Source organism: Paenibacillus sp. ISL-20, assembly GCF_018613005.1.
Lineage (GTDB): Bacteria > Bacillota > Bacilli > Paenibacillales > Paenibacillaceae > Paenibacillus_AQ.
Genome location: NZ_JAGGRD010000058.1, coordinates 14,706 through 36,231, shown reverse-complemented (window position 1 = coordinate 36,231; position 21,526 = coordinate 14,706). Strand labels below are relative to the sequence as shown.

General features: G+C 43.4%; 20 protein-coding genes and 1 pseudogene. 14 read left to right on the top strand and 7 right to left on the bottom strand.

Features of this window, described 5'->3' with window-relative positions; translation table 11 throughout:
• The 3 genes and pseudogenes from J7E85_RS27840 to J7E85_RS27835 form a co-directional block, all read left to right on the top strand.
• Positions 1–97, top strand: a pseudogene (locus J7E85_RS27840) (IS5/IS1182 family transposase); the annotation flags it as partial.
• 18 nt (positions 98–115) lie between these two features.
• Positions 116–316, top strand: coding sequence for a hypothetical protein (locus J7E85_RS35190; protein ID WP_483311347.1), 201 nt, complete (start codon positions 116–118; stop codon positions 314–316).
• A gap of 99 nt (positions 317–415) precedes the next feature.
• Complete coding sequence (locus J7E85_RS27835) at positions 416–697, top strand: 4'-phosphopantetheinyl transferase superfamily protein (RefSeq protein ID WP_215163188.1); 282 nt, start codon at positions 416–418, stop codon at positions 695–697.
• A 1,349-nt stretch (positions 698–2,046) separates the two neighbouring features.
• Here the strand turns inward: J7E85_RS27835 and J7E85_RS27830 are convergent.
• Positions 2,047–2,943 carry a LysR family transcriptional regulator gene (locus J7E85_RS27830; protein ID WP_215163187.1) on the bottom strand — a complete coding sequence of 299 codons (897 nt, stop codon included), beginning with the start codon at positions 2,941–2,943 and terminating at the stop codon, positions 2,047–2,049.
• 187 nt (positions 2,944–3,130) lie between these two features.
• On the opposite strand from J7E85_RS27830, the gene J7E85_RS27825 reads away from it, so the two are divergent.
• From J7E85_RS27825 to J7E85_RS27815, 3 genes are all read left to right on the top strand, one after another.
• The gene (locus J7E85_RS27825; protein ID WP_215163186.1) at positions 3,131–4,024 is read left to right on the top strand and encodes a DMT family transporter; all 894 of its coding nucleotides are present in this window, start codon (positions 3,131–3,133) and stop codon (positions 4,022–4,024) included.
• Positions 4,025–4,198: 174 nt separating this feature from the next.
• Entirely contained in the window at positions 4,199–4,432 is a 234-nt protein-coding gene (locus J7E85_RS27820) for a hypothetical protein (protein ID WP_215163185.1), read from the top strand.
• 254 nt (positions 4,433–4,686) lie between these two features.
• Positions 4,687–5,370: a hypothetical protein gene (locus J7E85_RS27815; RefSeq protein ID WP_215163184.1), complete on the top strand. Its 684-nt coding sequence runs from the start codon at positions 4,687–4,689 to the stop codon at positions 5,368–5,370.
• Positions 5,371–5,766: 396 nt separating this feature from the next.
• On the opposite strand, the gene J7E85_RS27810 is transcribed toward J7E85_RS27815, so the two are convergent.
• From J7E85_RS27810 to J7E85_RS27795, 4 genes are all read right to left on the bottom strand, one after another.
• Entirely contained in the window at positions 5,767–6,660 is an 894-nt protein-coding gene (locus J7E85_RS27810) for a TetR/AcrR family transcriptional regulator (protein ID WP_215163183.1), read from the bottom strand.
• 199 nt (positions 6,661–6,859) lie between these two features.
• Positions 6,860–8,311: an alpha/beta hydrolase family protein gene (locus tag J7E85_RS27805; protein ID WP_215163182.1), complete on the bottom strand. Its 1,452-nt coding sequence runs from the start codon at positions 8,309–8,311 to the stop codon at positions 6,860–6,862.
• 77 nt (positions 8,312–8,388) lie between these two features.
• Positions 8,389–8,643 carry a DUF1648 domain-containing protein gene (locus J7E85_RS34970; protein WP_353049569.1) on the bottom strand — a complete coding sequence of 85 codons (255 nt, stop codon included), beginning with the start codon at positions 8,641–8,643 and terminating at the stop codon, positions 8,389–8,391.
• Between the two features lie 49 nt (positions 8,644–8,692).
• Positions 8,693–10,141, bottom strand: coding sequence for an MDR family MFS transporter (locus J7E85_RS27795; RefSeq protein ID WP_215163180.1), 1,449 nt, complete (start codon positions 10,139–10,141; stop codon positions 8,693–8,695).
• A 264-nt stretch (positions 10,142–10,405) separates the two neighbouring features.
• On the opposite strand from J7E85_RS27795, the gene J7E85_RS27790 reads away from it, so the two are divergent.
• The 6 genes from J7E85_RS27790 (at position 10,406) to J7E85_RS27765 (ending at position 15,881) form a co-directional block, all read left to right on the top strand.
• On the top strand, positions 10,406–10,951 hold the full coding sequence (locus tag J7E85_RS27790; protein ID WP_215163179.1) for a sigma-70 family RNA polymerase sigma factor: 546 nt from the start codon (positions 10,406–10,408) through the stop codon (positions 10,949–10,951).
• Positions 10,938–12,137 (top strand): DUF4179 domain-containing protein, encoded by a 1,200-nt coding sequence (locus J7E85_RS27785; RefSeq protein WP_215163178.1) that lies wholly within the window; start codon positions 10,938–10,940, stop codon positions 12,135–12,137. Before J7E85_RS27790 ends, J7E85_RS27785 begins: the two co-directional genes overlap by 14 nt.
• 34 nt (positions 12,138–12,171) lie before the next feature.
• Positions 12,172–13,131 (top strand): DUF5643 domain-containing protein, encoded by a 960-nt coding sequence (locus J7E85_RS27780; RefSeq protein WP_215163177.1) that lies wholly within the window; start codon positions 12,172–12,174, stop codon positions 13,129–13,131.
• 24 nt (positions 13,132–13,155) lie between these two features.
• Complete coding sequence (locus tag J7E85_RS27775) at positions 13,156–14,127, top strand: DUF5643 domain-containing protein (RefSeq protein WP_215163176.1); 972 nt, start codon at positions 13,156–13,158, stop codon at positions 14,125–14,127.
• 532 nt (positions 14,128–14,659) lie between these two features.
• A complete protein-coding gene (locus J7E85_RS27770) occupies positions 14,660–15,052 on the top strand; it encodes an ASCH domain-containing protein (RefSeq protein WP_215163175.1) in 393 nt (130 codons plus the stop codon).
• A gap of 136 nt (positions 15,053–15,188) precedes the next feature.
• Complete coding sequence (locus J7E85_RS27765; protein ID WP_215163174.1) at positions 15,189–15,881, top strand: response regulator; 693 nt, start codon at positions 15,189–15,191, stop codon at positions 15,879–15,881.
• 312 nt (positions 15,882–16,193) lie between these two features.
• Here J7E85_RS27765 and J7E85_RS27760 read toward each other — a convergent pair whose 3' ends face one another.
• Positions 16,194–17,432, bottom strand: a complete 1,239-nt coding sequence (locus J7E85_RS27760; protein ID WP_215163173.1) for a DUF4179 domain-containing protein — start codon at positions 17,430–17,432, stop codon at positions 16,194–16,196.
• The gene (locus J7E85_RS27755) at positions 17,416–18,123 is read right to left on the bottom strand and encodes an RNA polymerase sigma factor (RefSeq protein ID WP_251036094.1); all 708 of its coding nucleotides are present in this window, start codon (positions 18,121–18,123) and stop codon (positions 17,416–17,418) included. Before J7E85_RS27755 ends, J7E85_RS27760 begins: the two co-directional genes overlap by 17 nt.
• A gap of 205 nt (positions 18,124–18,328) precedes the next feature.
• Between J7E85_RS27755 and J7E85_RS27750 the strand changes: the two genes are divergently transcribed.
• Together J7E85_RS27750 and J7E85_RS27745 are read left to right on the top strand one after the other, a co-directional pair.
• Complete coding sequence (locus J7E85_RS27750; RefSeq protein WP_215163172.1) at positions 18,329–18,709, top strand: BlaI/MecI/CopY family transcriptional regulator; 381 nt, start codon at positions 18,329–18,331, stop codon at positions 18,707–18,709.
• Positions 18,706–21,102, top strand: a complete 2,397-nt coding sequence (locus J7E85_RS27745) for a M56 family metallopeptidase (protein ID WP_215163171.1) — start codon at positions 18,706–18,708, stop codon at positions 21,100–21,102. The genes J7E85_RS27750 and J7E85_RS27745 overlap by 4 nt, the downstream gene beginning before the upstream one ends.
• The last annotated feature ends 424 nt before the right edge of the window (positions 21,103–21,526 follow it).

The window sequence follows — 21,526 nt, the reverse complement described above, 5'->3', positions numbered from 1 at the left end:
AAAACATTATCGTCGGTTGGCGACTCGCTTTGATAAGTTAGCAAGCTCATTCAAGGCTTTTTTAACGCTGGCATCAATTATGGTCTGGCTCGCTTAGGTTTGCATACACGCCCTAATGGTAGGCGAAGAAAAGCGACAACGAATAAATCGTTATATAAATATTGAAGATGCAAAAAGAAGTTTGATTGGAGAAATATTAATTCGATATCTAATTAATACTGAAAGAGACATACCTATGAGTGAAATACGGTTATCTACAAACAAGCATGGTAAACCTTTTTGGCCTCAACATGAAGAGTTATACTTCAACATATGACATTCTGGTCGATGGTAGTTGGAGTTATTGGTTCTGTACCTTTAGGTATTGATGTTGAAGAAGTTAAAGAAATCGATCTATATCTAATGAGTACCATGAGTGCAGAGAATTGGACAAAAAAAAGGAACTAGAGTAATCGATTATTTTTATGAGCTGTGGACGTATAAAGAGAGTTATCTTAAAGCTATGGGGTTGGGAATATCCATTTCACTTAATACAATCTCAATTGGTGATGAAAAAATAAATTCAACTTTCAAATGGTACCATTTTGATGAAAAGTATAAACTGTGTGTATGTGCAATTGATAAGCACATTGATTTTCCAAAGGATATCACTATTATTTCAATTGCAGAACTAATAAAAATAATTAAGGAAAAGTAACTGATGTTTTAAGGAGGGATACAGAAGTAGCGTTAGTTAATTTTGTGTAGTTGAAAATAACCTTACCTTGTAGAAGATTCGCTAGTCCCTGGTATGAATATGGATTTCACTCCAGCATGTGATCGAAGCGATAAAGCGAGTATCAAACCGTGAGGGCTAGCCTTAAAACTGTAATACTAGGAACTTTTCTAATACTTCTTCTTGCGGAAATTGCTCTTTTCACTGTATGAAATTCTTGATTTGCTTTTTGAATGATTAAATAAGATTCGTTTAATAAATGCTTTTCCAGATTTGTTTTGGGAAGCTGTAGAATTTTTTAAAAAAAGAGTTTTACACGAAGAGATTTTCAGTTTGCTGCTTTCCACTTGTCATAGAATGATTCAAAGAGTTCATGTTCATTTCGGTACACAGCCTTGTGTTCATCAATGATGAAGTTCGATCAGTTACACGTAGTTTATGGATAAATACTACGTGCTATATGCACGAAAACTTCGCCTGATTATTTACTTACTCAAACCAGTCCAGAGTTCCTTTAATTATTATTCGAGAAATTTTATACTAACATACGTAAAATGATCAATTATTGTAATTGGAAAATCAAATGAAGAAATTGGAGATTTGTGATCAATAAAAGCGGTTGGTCAAGAACTTACTGGTGGATTTAGATACGCTAGAAAACGATAAATATTGTTTTTTATTGTCTAACTTAATGTTTGGATTAACAGCGGATATATGTAATGTTCTTATCGTATCTATCATTACAGACTATTTGGGAAGCCCAGATGGGAGTAGCTCATGTTGGGTTCTCCTTGTGTAGATAAATGGTGTCGTAACCTTATTTTAGGTGTCGCACTTCATATTATAATCTGTCATTTACACTGTAAGCATTACCCTGATTTCGCTTTGGGATATGCATGTTCTTAGATAGGGTTTTCTCAACACAAGCTGTGTGAGAAAACAATTTAAGCTTTGTACTTTGGGGACGGAAATTATCATCAAACATCATATTAGAACCATATAGAACGTAAGAGTAAAGAAAAAAACCTTATTTAATCAAAGTTTTTTTACGCTGCAACATACTAGAGCCTAACCCGTTAGCATCGCTGGCAGCGATGAGGTCAGGGGTTCGATCCCCCTAGGCTCCATATGAAGAAAACCCTTGATGGTATATCAAGGGTTTTTTGCTGTAATAAAAGCCATTTTGACCTGTCCATGCTTTGGTTACTTTGTAAACTGGAGGCTGTCGGATATACCTTTAGCCGTACTGACGATAACTGCAGAATGTTTTTTGAGCGCGATATTAAGGCGCTCAGAGAGCTGCAGGGCTAAAGACTGCCAATCTAAATCTTCTAATCAGAGCTGCGATGTCCAAACAATTGCTGGGCCGTCTCGATAAACAAACGGGATGCCGGGGAAGCTTCCATCAGGGAAGGGATGGCAATCTCGATGTTGCGATAGGCCTTCGGGTTGGTAGGGACTGCTTTTACACCGGGAGGCAGCCAAGACAAGGAGATCGCGGGTAATAAGGCTGTACCAAGTCCCTGCTCGATCATGCTGAGGCATGTGTTGACATTATGCACAACAAACCCGAATTGCAGCTCGGCTCCTGCACGTTTGAACAGATCGACAATCGGTACTTCGTACCCACCGTTGCATATGATCATCGGATGCTGGTCCAGCATCCGTACAGGCAATACCTCCTGATCTGCAAACGGTTCATCGTCACGGAACACCGCTAGCATCTCTTCGTTATACAGCGGAAGCGTCTCATAGGCTATATCTATGGGTTCTTTGTCCGTGGCAATGATGAGAGCCACATCGATGGCCCTTGCGTTGAGCCACTCCTGAATCTCATGGATATTCCCCTCGTGCAGTTCAAACTGAATCTGAGGGTAGCGGTCCCTGATGGAACGGATAATCTTCGGCAGCAGATGCGCGGATGACATGGGGAAAGAGCCTACACGAATCGTACCAATCTCCAAACCTTTTTCGGCGGCAACGACCTGTTGAACTTTATCATACTGCTGCAAAATCCGGCGGAAAATGACCAGAATTCGCTGTCCCACATCCGTAAGCGCGATGCCGTTCCGCCGATCCCGAATAATTAGGGTGACATCCAGTTCATTCTCCAGGGAAGAGATGGCCCGGCTGACTGCGGGCTGCGTCATATTCAGTTCCTGACCTGCGCGCGTAAAACTTCCTGTCTCGGCAATTTTTATGAATAACTGCAGTTGTGAATTGTTCATAACAAATATGGTATGCTCCTTATAAATAACATGCATTTCAATTATTATGATGATTATTGTATCATGGAGAAACGGAACGATCAACGGGCTGCTCTGGCCCGATTCGGATCGAAGTCCAAATGCATATGCAGGCACAGAGCACGAGTGAGAGGGTTCGAGTTCGACATGTGCCGGATAGGAGACAAACATGATGGCTTTATCACGTGCAAGAGCAGGCTGGGTCCTAGCTTTTCTGGTACTCATGTGGGGAGTGAACTGGCCCCTGACCAAATACGGGTTAAATTACACACCACCGCTTTTATTTGCAGGCATGCGTCTGTTAATTGGGGGGTTGATGCTTGGACTGTATGCTTTTCCGCGGTACAAAACGCTACGGCTCCGGGAAACCTGGCATATCTATGCCATCTCTGCAATGCTCAACTTTATTTTCTTCTATGGCTTTCAGACCATGGGATTGACGGAAGTACCGGCAGGGTTATTCTCTTCCATCGTGTTCCTGCAGCCCGTGCTGCTCGGGATCGGTGCCTGGTTGTGGCTGGGCGAGTCGATGTATGGATTGAAAATTGCAGGATTAGTCCTCGGTTTTGCAGGCGTCGCTACCATCAGTATTGGCGGCATGACAGGCATAGTATCACCCGAAGGGGTTGTGCTCGGGTTGTTCAGTGCGATTAGCTGGGCGATCGGAACGGTATACATGAAGAGGGCTTCTGCGAAGGTCGACGGGATCTGGATGACGGCCATCCCAATTTTGATTGGCGGGGTTGTATTGACATTGACGGGTACCGCTACAGAAAGCTGGGTTGACGTGCAGTGGGGGCTTCCTTTTATATTGGATTTGCTGTTTATATCAGTGTTTGTCATTGCACTGGGATGGCTCGCGTTCTTCAAACTGGTTAGTTCCGGTGAAGCGAGCAAGGTGGGATCATTCACGTTTCTGATTCCGCTGATTGCCCTGCTGTGCAGTGTGCTGTTCCTTGGGGAGTCGGTGACGATCAATCTGATTGCAGGTCTGGTCATGATTGTAGCTAGCATTCTGCTCGTGAACGTTAAGGTGAAGGGCAGCAAGGTGGCGAAAATATAAAGCGAGCGGTGAACTTTCACGAATCGGCAGTTATAGCCGGGTGGAGGTTCGCCGTTTTTTTTTGAGTTAGATGGTAGTGCGGAAATGGAGTTGTACTGTACCTATGGTTATAGTGATCCGGAGCAAGATTGTTACATAGACACGCTCCCCGGCCGTATCGAATATCTGATTTGTATGAAAATTCGTACAAAAGCATGTGCACAGCCATTTATTGTAAGAGAGTTGTATGAAAAAACGTACAAAAACAAGCATAAAGCGATCCTAGGAGGGAAATTGAACGAAAAAGTGTACAAAAACGAGCATGAAGCGATCCTAGTAGGAAATTTGAACGAAAAATCGTACAAAAATGAGTATGAAGCGATTCCTAGAAGGAAATTTGCACGAAAAATCGGCTATAATCGAGCATGATGTGATCCTAGAGGGAATATTGTACGAAAAATCGTGCAAAAACGAGCGTGGAGCGATTCTAGAAGGAATTTTGCACGAAAAATCGTCCAAAATTCAATGTTTCTGTGTGTTTGGCTCATTTCCTTGCAACCTGGGAGCGATTTAGTTAATATATACATAATTATAATCAGCGCGGCGAAGCACGCCCCGTACTTTCTTCCAGAGCGGAAGCGAAGTCGGGGCGTTTTTGTTCTGCCTTAGAGAGGGGCGCGGAATTGAGTTTTGAAATCGAACATGAAAAATGGATAAAGAAACACTTGTCGAACCGCCGCGGGGAGCGGAAAGATGCGCTGAGAAGGGGACATGGGTACGGTAATCACATGTTTGCAGTAAAAATATGGTGGACGCTAATGGGACATTTTACGGGTTTGCATCCGGAATATGAGGTGAAGGACTGGAGAGGACGATCATATTTTGTGGACTTTATTTGGATCGTGGGTGGGCTCCGGTTCGTATTTGAAATCATGGATTATGGTTCGCATGGCAAAGATCGTTCGAAATATCGATTGGACTTAAATCGAGGGTTGTTCCTGCAATCGCAAGAATGTTACGTAATCTCCATTTCATTGGATGAGATGAAAGAAAATCCATCGTTCGTGCTGGCCATGGTACGGAGCATTTTAGCCCCTTATCTTGCGGCAATCCAAGATGAGAGCGGAACCGTCTATCGAAGATTCGGAAAAATCGAGTGTCAACTGATGCGTCTGGCCATCCGGCATGATCGTATCATTTGCCCTCCGCAAGCAGCGAAAGAACTGGAGATTCACAAGCAAACGGTCATCAAGTATTGCCGTAAATTGGTTGAACAAGGCAAGTTCCGAGCAATACCGACAGGTACTGCTGGCAAGATATATCGATACGAGTACATCGGATCGATTCAAAGTCCCGATCTTTTGTAAACAACATCAGAGGCCTGTGAATCAGGTAGACGAACGCTCGATCTGTCCAATGTCTGTTATCACACGATGCAGACGTGATGGTGCGCGTATTCGAGATCGGCCCCATTCGAACGTCGACGGTGCGTATATTCGAGATCGGTTCTCCATTCGAACGTCGATGGTGCGCGTATTCGAGATCGGCCCCATTCGAACGTCGATGGTGCGCATATTCGAGTTCGGTTCTCCATTCGAACGTCGACGGTGCGCATATTCGAGTTCGGTTCTCCATTCGGATCAGCGCTTGAACAACCTTTTTAGCCATAAAAATATCCCCTCCAAGTTCCCTCGCTTCTCATGATTACATGAGACTTTTTTCGAGCGTCTACTTTGAGGGGATATGTACCAACTGGTCAAACACTAATCTAGTTTGTTGTCCCGGATTAATTGCTGCAGCTGACTGGTGTAAAAGCCAAGCTCAATCTCTGAGGATAGATCCCGCAGCAGCGCTTGGATTAGGAAGCTCCTTGGTTGTTCTTTGATGAATTCTTCCCGCAGCATTGCCGCTACCTCAGACAAATCTTTTTTTCTGGAGTTCGTAATTGACAGATCCGGGATTATGGACTCGATCATATCCATCAATGCGGTTCTTCGTATCTCTTGTGTATAAGTAAGTGCTTCTAAATTAATCATGGAATATTCCTTCATGAGTTCATCGGTGAGCAAGGGATGGGGAGAACGTTGTGCCAGTCCCTGCACGAGATCATCCATTCGTTCAGCAATAAAAGCAGCTAACTCCTTTTGAACTAGGGGTTTGAACCCAAACAATACATGAAAGGTATACTCACGGATCAGTCCATTGAATATGGCTGTGACATCCCATTTCCATTCGGATATCGCATTCCCATAATGACGGAGCAAAATATCTTGGTAATACCGAAACATATTCATTTGGAGCTGATGGATGACAGAGCCTATTTTATCACTGTTCGTCGGTGGAAGCTCGTTATGATCACGCGAAATATAATAACCATGCTCGATGAAAAAATCGAACTGGTAAGCGATCTCCTCAAGAAATGTTTCCTTTTTGGGCAACTCTCTTTTGCGGATTCTCTCGACAGCATCAATCATATCTTGCTGGCGTTTATGCAAAATACTGATATACAGTTCTTCTTTGGAGCCATAGTATTTATAGATTGAGCCTTTTGCGATGCTGCAATCATCGGCGATATCTTGAATCGACGTAGCTTGGTATCCTTTTTCAGCAAAAAAACGAATGGCCGATTGCAATATTTTTTCCTTTAACAAGCTCATAGAGCAGCCCCCTTAACGATATACACATAAGCCGGATTCAAAACAACACCGAATCAGGTCATATTTATGGATACATGGATATTATACACACCCATGCCAGAAAGCACTTACCGATTTTCTCGGCGATCATATTCTTTCGACAATACATACTGATCATATCGTGATTTTAGGAACTAATCCAGACACTTTGAACAAGTACTTAATCATGAACCAATTCGATATCGGGATATTTCTCCGCGAGTCGATCCATATCGCTATTCGGGGTACCTTTTAGATACTGATCAAAAAAAGTAACGCTTACCTCATTAATGATGCGATGAACCAATCTTGGATCTTCTCCCGGGTTAGGCAATAACGGGGAAAATAGATGGAAATCCGTATAACTCATATGGGAAGTATGTGGTATCGTCATCGTATATCCGCCTCCCTGCAGCGCATTCGTGCGCCGTCTCACGGTCTCTTCCCAAAATTCTTCGTATTCCTCTTTAGTTTTATCACTCTGGGCTATTGCTTGATCCAGTTTATTGTCGAATACAGACTTATCGATGCTCTTTTCACCATTCATCTGTAAATATGGCTTCGTTAGTCCAGTGACAGGCATAGGGTCTCCATATAAGGTCCCATCCATATTGATCGCAGCTTTGATCCGGGCATCCTTCATTAACAACTGGGCAGCGGCGGCCCCGCCGTAAGAATGTCCGAACATGCCGATTCGGTCTAAATCAAGACGGCCGGTAAAAAGGTTCTGTTCATCCTGTTTATTCAATTGTTCGAGTCGATCCAAAATAAAGGATACATCCTCGGTCCATAATGGCATGTGCGCGTCAAGCCTTTCAAAACCTGAAAGATTATTCATTTGTATCAAAATCTCTCGGCCGTCGGGATATACCGTTGCAGCCGCATCATAGGGATGGTCGATCCCCACGACGATATAACCATAGCTGGCCAGCTCTTCAACCTGGAAGGTATTCTGACTGCGAAAACCCGTCATACCATGCGAGAAAATCAAGATGGGATATTTCTGCTCGGCTGAAGACAGATGGATATGGTTATAAGCATGAGTCTTAACGAGACCCAGATGGTTTAGCGTCCAAGCTGGGAATGACAACGCATGTTCGAGACCTTGCGTAATAGCTGATACATCGCGAATATAAGATGCGGTTTCTTCCGTTGCTCCATGTTCGGAAGGATACCAGAGCTGTACCATCAGCTCCCGGTTGTCCGTTGGATCGGCAGAGTATTCATCAGGCCGTTCCTTGTCAATAAAGTGGTATACTGTTGTTCCTATAGAATAAGGCCCCTGGGGTTGATTGAAGCTAAACACAGGCAGTAGGACAGGGAGTGCGACCATGACTGACGTATACAGGATCAACATCGAGGTCCACAACCAAGCTGCGAAATATCTCCTGTTTCCAGGGCGTTGTTTTCGTTCGTTTTTTCTAAAAAGGATACAACAAGTAAGTATAACCGAAGCTGCATAACAAGGAATCATTTGCCAACGGCAATTTTCCAATATAATCTGTACAAGCGTTACCGCATATAGCGCGATTAACGAGTAAATCAGCCAGCTTTTTTTCGTCTTTTGTCCCCAAATGGTGGTTAATGCTAATACGATAATGAATAGAATGATAACCATTTCTCCGAATCTCAAGAAAGCTCCCCCTATGTTTAACGGCTACAATCGTTATGGTTTAATTGTTTGAAATCTGCTAGCTGCTCAAGGTAACTTTAATAAACCAAAGCGCTGTACAACATAAATAGATGCAGGCAGGTCAAAAAGTAGATCAGCCAGGCAGCCTGGTTATAAATCCTGTGGATGAAAAGCGTAATGATCATGAGTGCCGGTATAATAAATAGTCCAATATATTTGTTCACAAACTGGTCCGCGTGTCCTCCGCTAAAATGGATCGGAATGTCTGGAGAACAATAAAAGCTAACAATACATGAGGCAAGGACCGAGAGGACAGTGACTGTCAGCAGCATTTTAGGATGAAGATAGAGTTTCAATTCAGTACCTCCTTTTAATGGTGCATTAGTTGTCAGTTGTTAGTTTTGGTTTTCTAAGAAAAAAACTAAGAACGAGACCTATACATGCAATGCAGGCAGCCAGGAAAAAGGTGTCCGCAAAGGATGCCGCATGGGATTCCAGAACGTTGGTTCCAACAGGGTTACTCGGCAGGTTTGATGTCATCTGAGAGGACAAATATCCCGTGAAGCCGGCTACGGCAAATGAAGCGATTACCTGCTGTGAAGCGCTTGTGAGTGGAGTAACTCTACTTACAAGGTTCTTTGGTGTTGCATTTAATACATGCGTGTTCAAAGACATCATTGATAACCCCATACCGGAACCCATTAAAAATAACACGCCCATAATGAGTGCTAACGAAGTGTCGGTTCGAACAAAGGACATCGTAAACAAGGCTATCGTCATTAATGTCATCCCAGCCAGAAGTGGGGGACGCGCTCCAACTCTATCAAATAGCTTGCCTGCCATAGGCATAAAGATCATGGAACCGACCGCCTGAGGAAGCAGGATAAGCCCTGTCGTCAGCGGTGTAAAGTCTCTAATCTGTTGAAGAAGCAGCGGGAAGAGAAGTGCCGAGCCGTACATGGCGGTTTGCATGATCCAGGAAATGATAATACCTCGTGTAAAATCAACGGATTTGAATGCACGCAGCTCAAGCAAAGGTTGTTCTTGTCTCAAGCAAGACCATATAAAAAGAATAAGCGCTATCCCACCAATGATAAGGCCGGATAAAGTCTTGGCAGAAGTCCAGTCCACCCCTCCTTCACTGACCCCAAAGGTGATCATCGCAAAGGCTAATGGTCCAAGAATCATGCCGACAATGTCCAGAGACGGAGCTTCCTTTCCTGGAAAGAGTGGCAGATGTTTTAACCCCACGAATAACCCGATTACTCCAATGGGGAGATTGATCAGAAATATCCACTGCCAGCTGACAAATTCAATCAGCCATCCGGAAATGACGGGGCCAAGCGCTGGCGCGAGCAGTAAAGGAATTCCAAACATCCCTATAATAGAACCTCTTTTATCCGGAGGTGCTAGGCGATACACCATCGCCATACCAATCGGTGATACCATGCCGCCCCCCATTCCCTGAATAACCCGGAAGGTGATTAATTGCTCGGCTGTCTGGGCAAAAGCACATAACACGGATCCGATCGTAAACAATCCAATGGATATTAGAAACACCCGTTTGGGCTGAAATTTGTCTGACATCCACCCGGCGAGGGGGATAACCGCTGACAAAGCAAGCGTATAGGCGGCTATCGACCATTGTATGGTGTGTAAAGGGCTATCAAAATATTGAACTAGCGTAGGTACGGCGACATTAACGACCGTGCTGTCCAACAGGACCATGAAGGTACCGATGATGACGGCAAGTAATGGAGCAATAATATCTTTGATCGTAAAAGGTCTTTCTTCTGAGGCGTTACGGATAATAGTTGATGGATCTGACATGATGGTGAACCTACTTTCTTTAAAATTTTGCAAGAAGAATTTGCGGAGCGGAGTAATGGCCTCTCCAATATCGCAGATTTGCCTCGATATTCTCCTTATTTAACTTATTGGTTTTTAATAAAACCGTTAAGTCATTTATAATAGTAACGATGAACGTATTCTGTGTCAAACGGGTATTCATCAAGTTTTTTATCGAGAAATATAACATTTCAGTATACTCGCCCATCTAATCTTATAGAGGGCCCTCAAAAGGAGATGAATATCGTGCGGGAATTGGAACATGAAGTCAAGGCAGCACAGCGAGGAGATCGTGAAGCGTTTATCCGGCTCTTCCGGAGGCTGGAACCCGAACTGTACGGCTTGGCGAAGTCCATTCTGAAACGCGATGAAGATTGTGCGGATGCTTTTCAGGAAACAACACTTAAAGCATATAAATCTTTATCTACATTACAAAAACCGAAGTATTTTAAAACTTGGGTGATTCGGATTCTGATCAATGAATGCAATCAGCTGCTTCGGAGCAGAGAACGTACCGTTGTTATGGCTGAAGTGCCGGAGCACACACGAGCATCCAACTATTACGAAGACAGCCACAAGCTCGATCTTCTTGAAGCGGTTGAACAATTAGATGAATCGCTTCGAATCGCCATCCATTTATTTTATTTTCAAGACTTGCCTATTAAGGAAATATCAAGTGTGCTGGATATTTCCGATGGAGCTGTAAGGGCACGTCTTCATAGAGCTCGGGGAATACTGTCTGAACAAGTGAAACAAAATCGGAAGGGGAAGCTGGCCTATGAATCCTATTGATTTGGATAAAGTACTTCGGGAGACCGGGAAGGAGCTGCGGCGTGAGGTTCCGGGTATCATTCGCCGTCGTCAGGATGAGGTCTATGCTGCCTTGGCCGAACTTCCGATGCAGACGAGAACGAAACAGAAATACCGTTTCAAAAAAGCACGCAAATTTATGGGAGCAACAGCAGCCGCAGCAATCATTGGGGTGATGAGCAGCGCATTTCTCTCCCCGATTATGGCAGAGTCATTAAAGAATATTCCACTTGTTGGCAGCATCTTCAAGCTTGCGAGTGATCTGGGACTCCGGACAGCGGAAGAACGCGGGCTGGTTACAGAACCGAACGCCAGCGTTACCCATGAAGGGGTGACCATCCGAATACCTCAGGTTGTGTATGACGGATCCCGTTTGTCCCTGGCTGTTAAGCGGGAGGGCAGTGGGCTTATTGGTGGCATATCAGACTATGAGGTCGTACAAGAAGGCGAAAATATCAAGCAGATATATCAAAGAGGTGCCATAACGAATATCGAGATGTTTGTAGACGGCACCTCACTTTATGACTATAGCGGAGGTAAAAGACCCGGTTTAACGGGGAACCCAACCTCGGATCCTAATGCGGTGCTATACCAATTAACCGCCTATTCCCATCAGGGCGAAGGGGCTCTAACCATGCCGGATCAATTTCTTTTAACAGCCAAAATCACGCTTGAAGGAATTGAAGAGCCATTTATTATCGATCTTCCTGTTCGTAAAAGTACAGACCATATCGTCGTACCATCTGGAGAGACAAGGGAGTGGGGCGGTCTTAAATTGACTCTCGAGCAGCTTACACTCACTCCAATAACGACAGACCTTATCGTTAATATTGAGCCAAGCAGCAAATCGGAAAAAATAGACTATAAAAATTTGTTGTACGAGGTATGGGATGATCGTGGGAGGGTGCTGGGATTGGTAGCTGGCATGGGCATCTACAACAAGGTTGGACAATATCATACGGAAATGATGTTTGACCGATTTGAAGATGCACCAGATACCATTACGCTCAAGCCGTTCCTGCCTGTATTTCAAGACCCATCGGCCAACTCCGGATTATTTGAAGTCGACAGTAATGGAGAAATTGTAAAGAAATACCTTAAGGATCTGGAGATCATCGTTCCTGTAGACCGCGTAAGCCTTGAAAAGCTGTATGACATTCATCCATAACGAACCATAAAAAGAAATATCCAAGGAGAACCCTATGAAAAAAGTATATAAAGTCATGTCTTCTGCGACACTAGCGGCCATACTGCTAGGCGGTGCTGCTTGGGGTAACGCTGAAGCGGCCACCGCAAAGGAAGCGGCGAAGAACACAGCATTGAGCAGTTCCGAACAAACAGCATCCAAATCAGCCAGTATGACCCAATCCGGCATTACGCTTGAATTATCAAAGGCGATATATGACGGCAACTATGTCAGCATTACTGTCAAACGGAGCGCAAAAGGACTTGCCGGCGGAATTACCGAAGGGGAATATGACAGTAAGACCAACGAGTTTATTATACCGAAGGGCGCCATCAGTAACTTAGATATCTCGATTGACGGTAAATCCACAAAAACGTTTGGTAATAGCATGGGAACAAGACCAAGCGTACAATGGCGAGCAGGCGCCAATCCGGACACTGCGCTGATTACCTTAACGGATGCCTCCCAGCTTGGAGGAAATATAGCAGCCTTCCCAGACAAATTCAAGGTCACGGCCAAAATTACCCTGGAGGGTGTAAGCAAGCCGTACAGTCTGGATATTCCGATCCAAAAAAGCGCAACCAAGCCAGTTGTCCTGAAGCCTAACTTAACCAAAAAATCAGGTAACTTGAGTATGACTTTGAACAGAGTTAGCCTCACATCTTCTTCCACAAGACTGCAACTCATACTGAAGGGTCAAGCTAAGAACTCGAACATTAATTATGATTTTGTTGATAACCAAGGCAACCAACTTAACATGATCTCCGGTAATGGTTCGGACGAGAACAACAAGAATGGTGATTTCTACTACGACTTTCTCCTTGATGGACTCGGCAAAAATGCAAAGTCATTTACAATTAAACCCTACAAAGCGGAGTACATGGATGATGATTCCGGTCGTTATAAAGTGGACAGTAAAGGCGAGATCGTTAAAAATTACATGAAAAACTTTGAAATGACAGTTTCTGTGAAATAGAACATTTATGAGGAGGAATTAACAATGAAAACAATGTATAAAGTCATGAGTTCTGTGGCGTTGGCTAGTATGATTTTAGGCGGTGCAGCTTGGGGGACCGCTCAAGCCGCGAGCCAAACCGCGACTAAAGCCCAAGTATCCACGAGCAGCTCAACACAGAACGTATCCAAAACCATAGCCAGCGTTACCCAAGGTGGCATCACACTGGGAGTGTCTGAGGCGTTATATGACGGGAACTATGTCAGCATTGCGCTTCAACGAAGCGGTAAAGAACTTACCGGCAGTATTACCGGTGGGAAATGGGATGAAAAGACTAAAGAGTATGTCCAGGAGAAAGGCGCCATCAATAATATGGAAGTCTTCATCGACGGTAAATCCATTTACGAGTATGGTGGAGGAGAATTGGCCAAGAGACCGAGCTTAGGCACAAAACCGGGTGCAAATGCAGATTCAGCGTTTATGATTATCTCGGATGCTTCCCAGCTTGGCGGCAACCTCGAAGCTTTCCCGGACAAGTTTAAGGTCACGGCCAAAATCAGCCTGGAAGGTGTAGACAAACCATATACGCTGGAGATTCCGATCCAAAAAAGCGCGGGCAATCCGGTTGTTATGAAGCCTAACTTGACCAAAAAATCAGGCAACCTTAGCATGACTCTAAAACAAGTCCATGCAACGTCTACTTCTTCAAGACTTCAGCTCGTACTGAAAGGACAAGAAAAAAATTCAACGATCCTCCATGATTTTGTTGATGATCAAGGCAACAAGCTTGACCTGATTTCTGGAAAAGGTACCGACGAGAATAACACCACCAGCGATTATTATTACGACTTCATTCTTGATGCTCTGGATAAAGACGCGAAGTCGATTACAATCAAGTCATTCACGCCAGAATTTAAAGAGCCAAATGCAACACACGGCGAATTCAAATTAGACAGCAATGGTGAGATCGTCAAAAACTATATTCAAGAACTAGAAATGACCGTTCCTGTGAAGTAATTCTATACTGAAACTTATTCCCTGAAAAAGAGGGTGTCCCGCTGATCTATGAATCGCGGGGCACCCTTGGTTTGACGGCTCTGAAAGGACTCCAGCCATCAAATTCAAAGAACCCAATGCAACATCTGGCGAATTCAAATTAGTCAGCAACGGCGTTGTCGTTAAAAATCACATGAAAGAACTGGAGCTATCTGCTTCTGCTAAGAAATAATCATCGTGGACTCATTGCTTTTATGTTTTGTAATATTGTAAGTTGGTTCCTATAATAGAGAAACAACAGGCAGTCCTTATTAGGTTGCCTGTTGTTTTTTAACTGACTTTGAAGAATGTTTGTAATGAAGATACCTACCAGAGAGCGGTGATTAAACTTAACAGTTCTTGAAAAAACTAATTAGTCATACTAAAATAACATATGATATGTTTAAATCATTAACATTTTGTGCTGAACTTCAACATGTTCGTGATTTCTCGTGAAGATTTAAATCGCAAGTTTTCAAAATCACCTGAAATGAATAGTGAAGGAGAGTTAATAATGTCTGATTCTAATGAATATAAGATGATTTTTGGCTGGGAAGACGATAATGACCTAGGGGAAATGTTGATCCAGCAAATATTACGTGGTGAAAAGACAGCGACCTGCGCTCCAAAAGAGGAATATTCTGCAGAGGAACTAAAAGAAACCTACCAATCCGTCAAGAAAACACTGACGGTCTATGATAAAGAAGGAAATGCCCGATGCAAGGTCAGGGTAAAAGAAGTTTTTGAAACCACATTTGGGAACCCGGATTTGAGACTGGTACGAGGCGAGGGAAATGGAGAGAATGTAAAGCAGTTCCAGGAAAATCACAAGTCGGATTGGCATGGCATCCATGAGTTGAATGACGATTCGATACTTATAGTAGAATTGTTCGAGTTAGTAACATGATCTGAAGTGCCGCTTCCCGGTAACGCCAAGAGGCTCCATTTCAAACATCAATATCTAGCAAGCGCCGTTCCCATTCGATAGATGAAGGGAACGGCGTTTGATCTATAGCGTTTAGTAACAGTTCTTCAAGGGAGCCATGTCGGAAGTAACCATACTGATGGTGGACGATGAAATCGCGATCATTAAACTGATGGAAATCTATGTGAAAAATGAAGGCTATACGCTACTCTACGCCCATAGCGGCCACCAGGCTCTTGAAATTATAAGGATACATAAAGTGGATCTGATCATTTTAGATATCATGATGCCGCAGTTGGACGGGATTCAGACGTGCATGAAAATCCGGGAAGAGAACAACACGCCGATCATCATGCTGTCGGCCAAAAGCCAAGAAATTGATAAGATCACCGGTCTCAGCATTGGAGCGGACGACTACGTCACCAAGCCCTTCAGCCCACTTGAGCTGATCGCCCGCGTTAAATCTCAGCTTCGAAGATATAAGCATCTTAACAAGAGGATGGTTCAGGACGAGAACGAGATCAGGATCAATGAATTGATCATCAATGCGGCTTCCCATCGGGTCACGGTTGTGAAAGACGAGATTAAGTTGACGCCAAGGGAATTCGCCTTGCTGCACACTTTGGCCGTAAACAGGGGACTCGTGCTTAGCATGGACAAGATCTGTACGGCTGTATGGAATGAACCGTTCATGCAATCGAAGAACACCGTCACGGTGCATATCCGCAAGCTGCGCGAGAAGATTGAGAAGGATCCTCAACATCCGGAATATATTAGAACGGTTTGGGGGATCGGGTACAAACTCGAATAAAATAAGCCTAAAAGCGATCATATGCCGCATCCAACCTGAGGATGATATGTTGTAAAAGCCGGGGTTTTAGCTTCGCGGGAATATCACATGCCATCACGGGACAAATAGAATATGCCTGTCAAACAAATGCGGAAAGGGGCTTGTCCTGAGTTGAATTGCACTCCAATTGTTAGAAACAACTAATAATTGGAGGTGCGTTTTTTTTATATGGAGATTTTCTGTAGAGGTCTGTTACTACTTATTGATCCGGACGGAGGGAGGAAGAGGTACTATCTGCTCCTTCCTCCATATATCTTGAATTGGGGTTATGATCTATTTCTGAAGAGGTATCTTAAATTCCAATTCCGGAATATTCTCTTTAACAAAATCCCCTTGCTTATCCACTACACTGTTGCCATTTGCATCCACTTTGTACTTCAACGTTTTCACGACCAGATACTTTGCATTCTCAGAAATCGGTCCATTCAGATAATCCTGAACTTGTTTGTAATGGGTTGGCGATGAGTCATGATCAACCCAGCCCTGGGCACCTACAAATTCCAGCTCATTCCCTTGGTCATCATAAAATTCATGATCCAAGGCCGGTGTTTTCTGGTCGTTAAGGTATGCATCCGGAATCGTTCCTTCATTCTGAGCAGTGATTTGAATGAGTGTAGTTGCCGGAGATACGGTAACTTTGTTAACGGTAAGTGCAAGGTGATCATGTAATTTGGTCAATCCCGGAGTGTATACGGAAGTATGGCTTGTGTCTTTTTTGACAGGAATATCGATCTGGAATGGTTTATTAATCCCTGTGATCTCCATTGTCAAAGACATCATGAATTCGTCGGGCAATGCTACACCATTATCCACAGCATTGTTATTCGCAAAAGTTAAAATCATTGAATCCTGGTCAGGACCGGTGCCCACCGTATATCCGATACTTCGTTTGAATGCATCGGGCTCACTTTCGCTCGGATTCAGAGGTATGCCGTCTATGAGCACTTTGGTAATGCTCCCTTGACCTGTCGTGTCTTCGGGATTCCAAACGACACTACCCTTTCCATTCTCTAGAGGGTGACCGTCCGCGTCCAGTTGGACGCCCTGAAAGGAACCTTCAAATGAGCGTCCTTCCCGTTGTAAACCTAAACTCAATCGGATGCCGTCATAGATAACATCACTCGCTCGTACAGTTACTCCTTCGTGAGTATCCTGGCCGTTGGTATCCTGTACTAACCCCAGGTGGCTTGCTGCCTGAAGACCCGGATCATTGCTGCGTTCAAAAATACTGCCAACTACAGGGATCTGGCTGAGTTTTTCGGCCATAACGGGAGAGACAAACCCGCTACAAAAAACGACTACCCCCAAAGCTAAAGCAACGGTAGCAATTCCAGATGTATAGCGGAATTTCTTGCGGCGTTTATGAAGTGACGGGGACGAGAGAGACTTTTTTTCGAGCTGCGCATACGTTTGCTGCTGGTTGTCACGGATATTTTTTGGTACCTCTGTAATGTTATCCAACAGCTTTGACTGCTTTTTTAATGATTTTTCCAATTCAGCTAATTGTTCCATAGTTTATTTTCCTTTCTCTACTAGGGGTGGTATAGAGTGCTAGAGCCAGCTGATGGCGTGCACGATAAAGCCGGGATTTAACAGCTGTTTCCGACAAGTTCAGGATGGAGGCTATTTCTTTTACAGGCATGTCCTGAAAATAATAAAGTGAAACAACCATCCGCAATGAGACATCGAGCCCTTCAATGGCTTCATACAATTCAATGTTTTCATACTCTTGGGGCAATGTTGCACATTCGGCAGCATTGATTTCCTGATCATCCGTCACGGTCTCGTTCCTTCTCAGCTGCATGCGGAGCAAGGCATTACATTCGTTAATTAAAATCCGGAACACCCAGGTTTTGAAAAATTCCGGTTTTTGAAGGGAAGCGATGGACTGATAAGCTTTAAGAGTCGTCTCTTGCATAACATCCTGACAATCCTGATCTCGGGGGAGCATCGATCGAGCCATCTTATACATATCCAGCTCCATGCTCTCGAACAATCGAATAAATGAATCTTTATCACCATCTCTCGCCTGGTTGACCAATGTTTCCGTAATCACTTCAAGGACTCCTTTGTATTCGAGGCTGAGAAGCCTCTTAATGTTGACTTTCATTATATTAGATGGAGAAATATCCGTATTGGTTGTTTCGTAACGTAAAAATGTTTTAGAACGGATTTTCAACGGCTTGCGAATCGACATCAACATTACGGACGAGTATCTCCTTAGCGATTTAATGTTTGATTTCGTCGACAATGAGGGGGTTAAGAGTGTAATTACAACTCAAATATGTTGCTTAAAGCTGGCTGCAGAAATTTCATAGGATGCACTTGACTTGTTCCGTTTACACATGTAAACTTCAACCTGACAACAGTACGATTACATATGTAATTATAAAAGAAAGGAGCTTAACATGCAGTATATCCCGCGAATTTCCGAAGCCGAATGGGAAGTGATGAAGGTATTTTGGCAAAACTCACCTGCTACGGCCAATGATGTTATTGAAGCTTTGAGTGATGATAGGAACTGGAAACCAGCAACCATAAAAACGCTGATCAACAGGCTGCTCAAGAAAAAGGCAATCCAGTTTCACAAGGAAGGGAAAACTTATTTATATTCGCCAATAGTTACTGAAGAGGAATGTATAAAAGCGGAGGGCGAGTCTTTTCTAAAAAGGCTATATGGAGGAGCACTGAAGCCTATGTTTGTTCACTTTTTAAAAGAGGAGCAGCTAACCGTGGAAGAAATTAAAGAGCTTAAGAAAATTTTAGATGAAAAAGCAGGTGAACGATGAATACCGTGCTGGTTTGGCTTCCTTTCTTTTTGAAATGGCTGATCCAAACCACCATTGTGGTTTCCATCCTAATAGGGTTTATTGTTGTGCTCAAATGGCTACTGAAGGATAGGCTACCTGTAAAGTGGCAATATGCGCTTTGGATTATCGTCATCTTTAGAGCAGTACTTCCATGGGCACCTGAAAGTTCCTTCAGCCTGTACAACTTGTTCCCAATCAAGGAACAACATAGCTCAATAAGCTCATTGATTGTGGACAGGAAAGCCCAGGCATTACACGATGATATAAAGGTGGCAAATGAACCTCTCAAGACCAGCAAAACCGAATATATCAACGAACCGAGCGGTATGGAACCCCGTGAGACTTTACCAAAGTCCACCTCTCCTGTTCAGCGCTCGGAAATCCCGACAACTGATGACTGGATTCATGCGGGACTGTTCGGTTTATGGCTAATGGGCGTCATTTCCTTATCGATTCATCTGTTTCTTACCAATCGGAAGTTTGCAAGGAATATGATTAGTGGATCCAATAGCGTGGCGAGTCCAGCAATCAATCATATATTTTTGGCCTGCAAAAACGAGTTGGGCATAAAAAGAAAGATAACCTTACTGATCACGGGTCAAAAGATCGGTCCAGCTTTACATGGATTATGGTTTCCCATAATTCTGCTTCCCGCATCTATAGCAAACGAATTTTCCGAGAAGGAAATAAGGTATATCTTGCTTCATGAGCTGGTTCACTACAAAAGAAAGGATATCGCCGTAAATTGGGTGTTGACCTTTCTGCTGATCGTGCATTGGTTTAATCCGGTACTCTGGTACGCCTATCGTAAAATGAGAGAAGATCAGGAATTATCCTGCGATGCAAAGGCGATCTCCTATATTGGACCAGAGGAAGTGAAAAATTACGGGTACACGATCATTAGATTACTTGAAACGTTTTCGTCGAAAAATTCGAAACTTCTCGCTACCGCGTACTTTTCAAAGAATCAATTACAGATTAAGAGGAGAATTACTTTGATTACCTTATTTAAGAAAAAATCTTATAAACGTACAGCTTTGGGGCTTTTCATAGTCGCCATATTCATAAGCGTTGCCTTAACGAATGCCAAAGCGGAGGATGCGAACCCGGCAACCGTATTAAATGAAGAGGTAACTTCAGACAAGCAGGATTGGTTGTGGTTCAACGATTATGAGAGATCCAGTGATCTTGGTTTGGTCTACGATCCTGACATTAAAGTGGAAGATAAGGGGTACAGCTTTGAAATCGAAAGTGTACTGGTTGATAGCTCGCGGCTGGTCATTTCAGCCAAGCATAATGGCCCGGACGGACGTTTTCTGCAAAGCCCTCTAGAGGATACGGAGATACGTGTAACTGACCTTAAAGGAAATGATGTTGCTACCGAAGGTATATCAGTAGGGAACACCTATCCCGGTGTACAAGAATATGTGTTTTTGTTTGACGAACTCCCTCCAGATCAAGTTGTGGTTCAAGCAAAACCTCAGTATATCTGGGCGGATAAAGAAGATCAAATCAAAAGAGAGAAAATCGAAGTTGATTGGGATTTCGAATTCACCTTGGATATGATCAAAACAAAGCAACTGGATAAAAGAGATTTGCTTAATGAGAAGTATATCACTTCGGCAGGATTCGAGATGGGGATTGAGCAGTTAATTCGAACGCCAAACGGTATGCGGATCGACATGAACCTAAGCTTAAACGATGAACTAGGTAAAATGGGTGTACAAAATTGGGGAGATTATATGAATATCTGGTATCATCTCGAAACGGATGACCCAAAAGAGAACAAAAAATATTTTGGTCAAAAGGACGGTTCATATGCAACTAAAATTCAATTGCAAGACGTGGTTGAAGCAAATGGTAACGTAAGCTGGTCCAACACATGGTTTACATCTACCGTTTCTCCAGAGTTGAAGAACATCCGATTTGTGGTGGATGAATACAGCCTGCCTATAAACAAAGAGGCAGCCGTTGAGATTGATCTAAGCAAGCTGGCTAAAATACCTGTTGTCTTTGAAGATGAAGGAGATACGATAACGATCAAAGAACATCAATTTGAAAAAGGATCATCCACGGGTAAAACATCACTACGATTCAGCGGCAAAGGAACTTATAAAAACCAAGCAACCAGAGATGAGTGGATCGCATTGGATGATAATGGAAAAACATATACCGTGAGGACGGAGGGGAGCGGGAGTAGTACCGCCGATGGGGGAAGTGTATGGGATGATTTGGATTTCGTAATTACAGATGTACCCGACAACATATCTCAGTTGACTTTAAAACGGGTTATTGTAGATAAGAAATTCACCGATGTAGATTGGTCAGTTGATTTGCCATCCTATTCATCTCTTCCATGGTTAAGTAAATAGCTGAAATCAGTCGTCTTTAGGTAATAAGTTGACGCTAAAGCTAAAGCCTTATCGGTCATATTGATCTCGAACAGTTGTGACCCACAAGAAGAACACTATGAAAAGTGATTCTCTTGTGGGTCACTTGTATATTAGTTTATCAGAAATGAAATATGATGGAGGAATACCCAGAGACGAAGTCTGAGTTCGAATCTATCTTCATTCGAAGTGTAGACAAATATATGCAATGGATACAGGTCAGTTCCAATGACCATGGGACATGGCGATTGATATTTCACACCGTGGGGGCACCCATCGAGGAATTGCTCTTGCCCGATTTGCGCGAACGCATTGTTGGATCCATGTCATCCAAGGTGCGTTTATTTTTTATTGTCTGCATCATCATTCCTGGGCATTAATGAATTTAAGGAGTATTCCGAAATTA

Coding starts and splice junctions, on each gene's coding strand:
- J7E85_RS35190 (WP_483311347.1), top strand. CDS start 116: ATGGTAGGCGAAGAAAAGCGACAACGAATAAATCGTTATATAAATATT.
- J7E85_RS27830 (WP_215163187.1), bottom strand. CDS start 2,943: ATGAACAATTCACAACTGCAGTTATTCATAAAAATTGCCGAGACAGGA.
- J7E85_RS27825 (WP_215163186.1), top strand. CDS start 3,131: ATGATGGCTTTATCACGTGCAAGAGCAGGCTGGGTCCTAGCTTTTCTG.
- J7E85_RS27820 (WP_215163185.1), top strand. CDS start 4,199: ATGAAAATTCGTACAAAAGCATGTGCACAGCCATTTATTGTAAGAGAG.
- J7E85_RS27810 (WP_215163183.1), bottom strand. CDS start 6,660: ATGAGCTTGTTAAAGGAAAAAATATTGCAATCGGCCATTCGTTTTTTT.
- J7E85_RS34970 (WP_353049569.1), bottom strand. CDS start 8,643: ATGCTGCTGACAGTCACTGTCCTCTCGGTCCTTGCCTCATGTATTGTT.
- J7E85_RS27795 (WP_215163180.1), bottom strand. CDS start 10,141: ATGTCAGATCCATCAACTATTATCCGTAACGCCTCAGAAGAAAGACCT.
- J7E85_RS27785 (WP_215163178.1), top strand. CDS start 10,938: ATGAATCCTATTGATTTGGATAAAGTACTTCGGGAGACCGGGAAGGAG.
- J7E85_RS27780 (WP_215163177.1), top strand. CDS start 12,172: ATGAAAAAAGTATATAAAGTCATGTCTTCTGCGACACTAGCGGCCATA.
- J7E85_RS27775 (WP_215163176.1), top strand. CDS start 13,156: ATGAAAACAATGTATAAAGTCATGAGTTCTGTGGCGTTGGCTAGTATG.
- J7E85_RS27770 (WP_215163175.1), top strand. CDS start 14,660: ATGTCTGATTCTAATGAATATAAGATGATTTTTGGCTGGGAAGACGAT.
- J7E85_RS27765 (WP_215163174.1), top strand. CDS start 15,189: ATGTCGGAAGTAACCATACTGATGGTGGACGATGAAATCGCGATCATT.
- J7E85_RS27760 (WP_215163173.1), bottom strand. CDS start 17,432: ATGGAACAATTAGCTGAATTGGAAAAATCATTAAAAAAGCAGTCAAAG.
- J7E85_RS27755 (WP_251036094.1), bottom strand. CDS start 18,123: ATGTTGATGTCGATTCGCAAGCCGTTGAAAATCCGTTCTAAAACATTT.
- J7E85_RS27750 (WP_215163172.1), top strand. CDS start 18,329: ATGCAGTATATCCCGCGAATTTCCGAAGCCGAATGGGAAGTGATGAAG.
- J7E85_RS27745 (WP_215163171.1), top strand. CDS start 18,706: ATGAATACCGTGCTGGTTTGGCTTCCTTTCTTTTTGAAATGGCTGATC.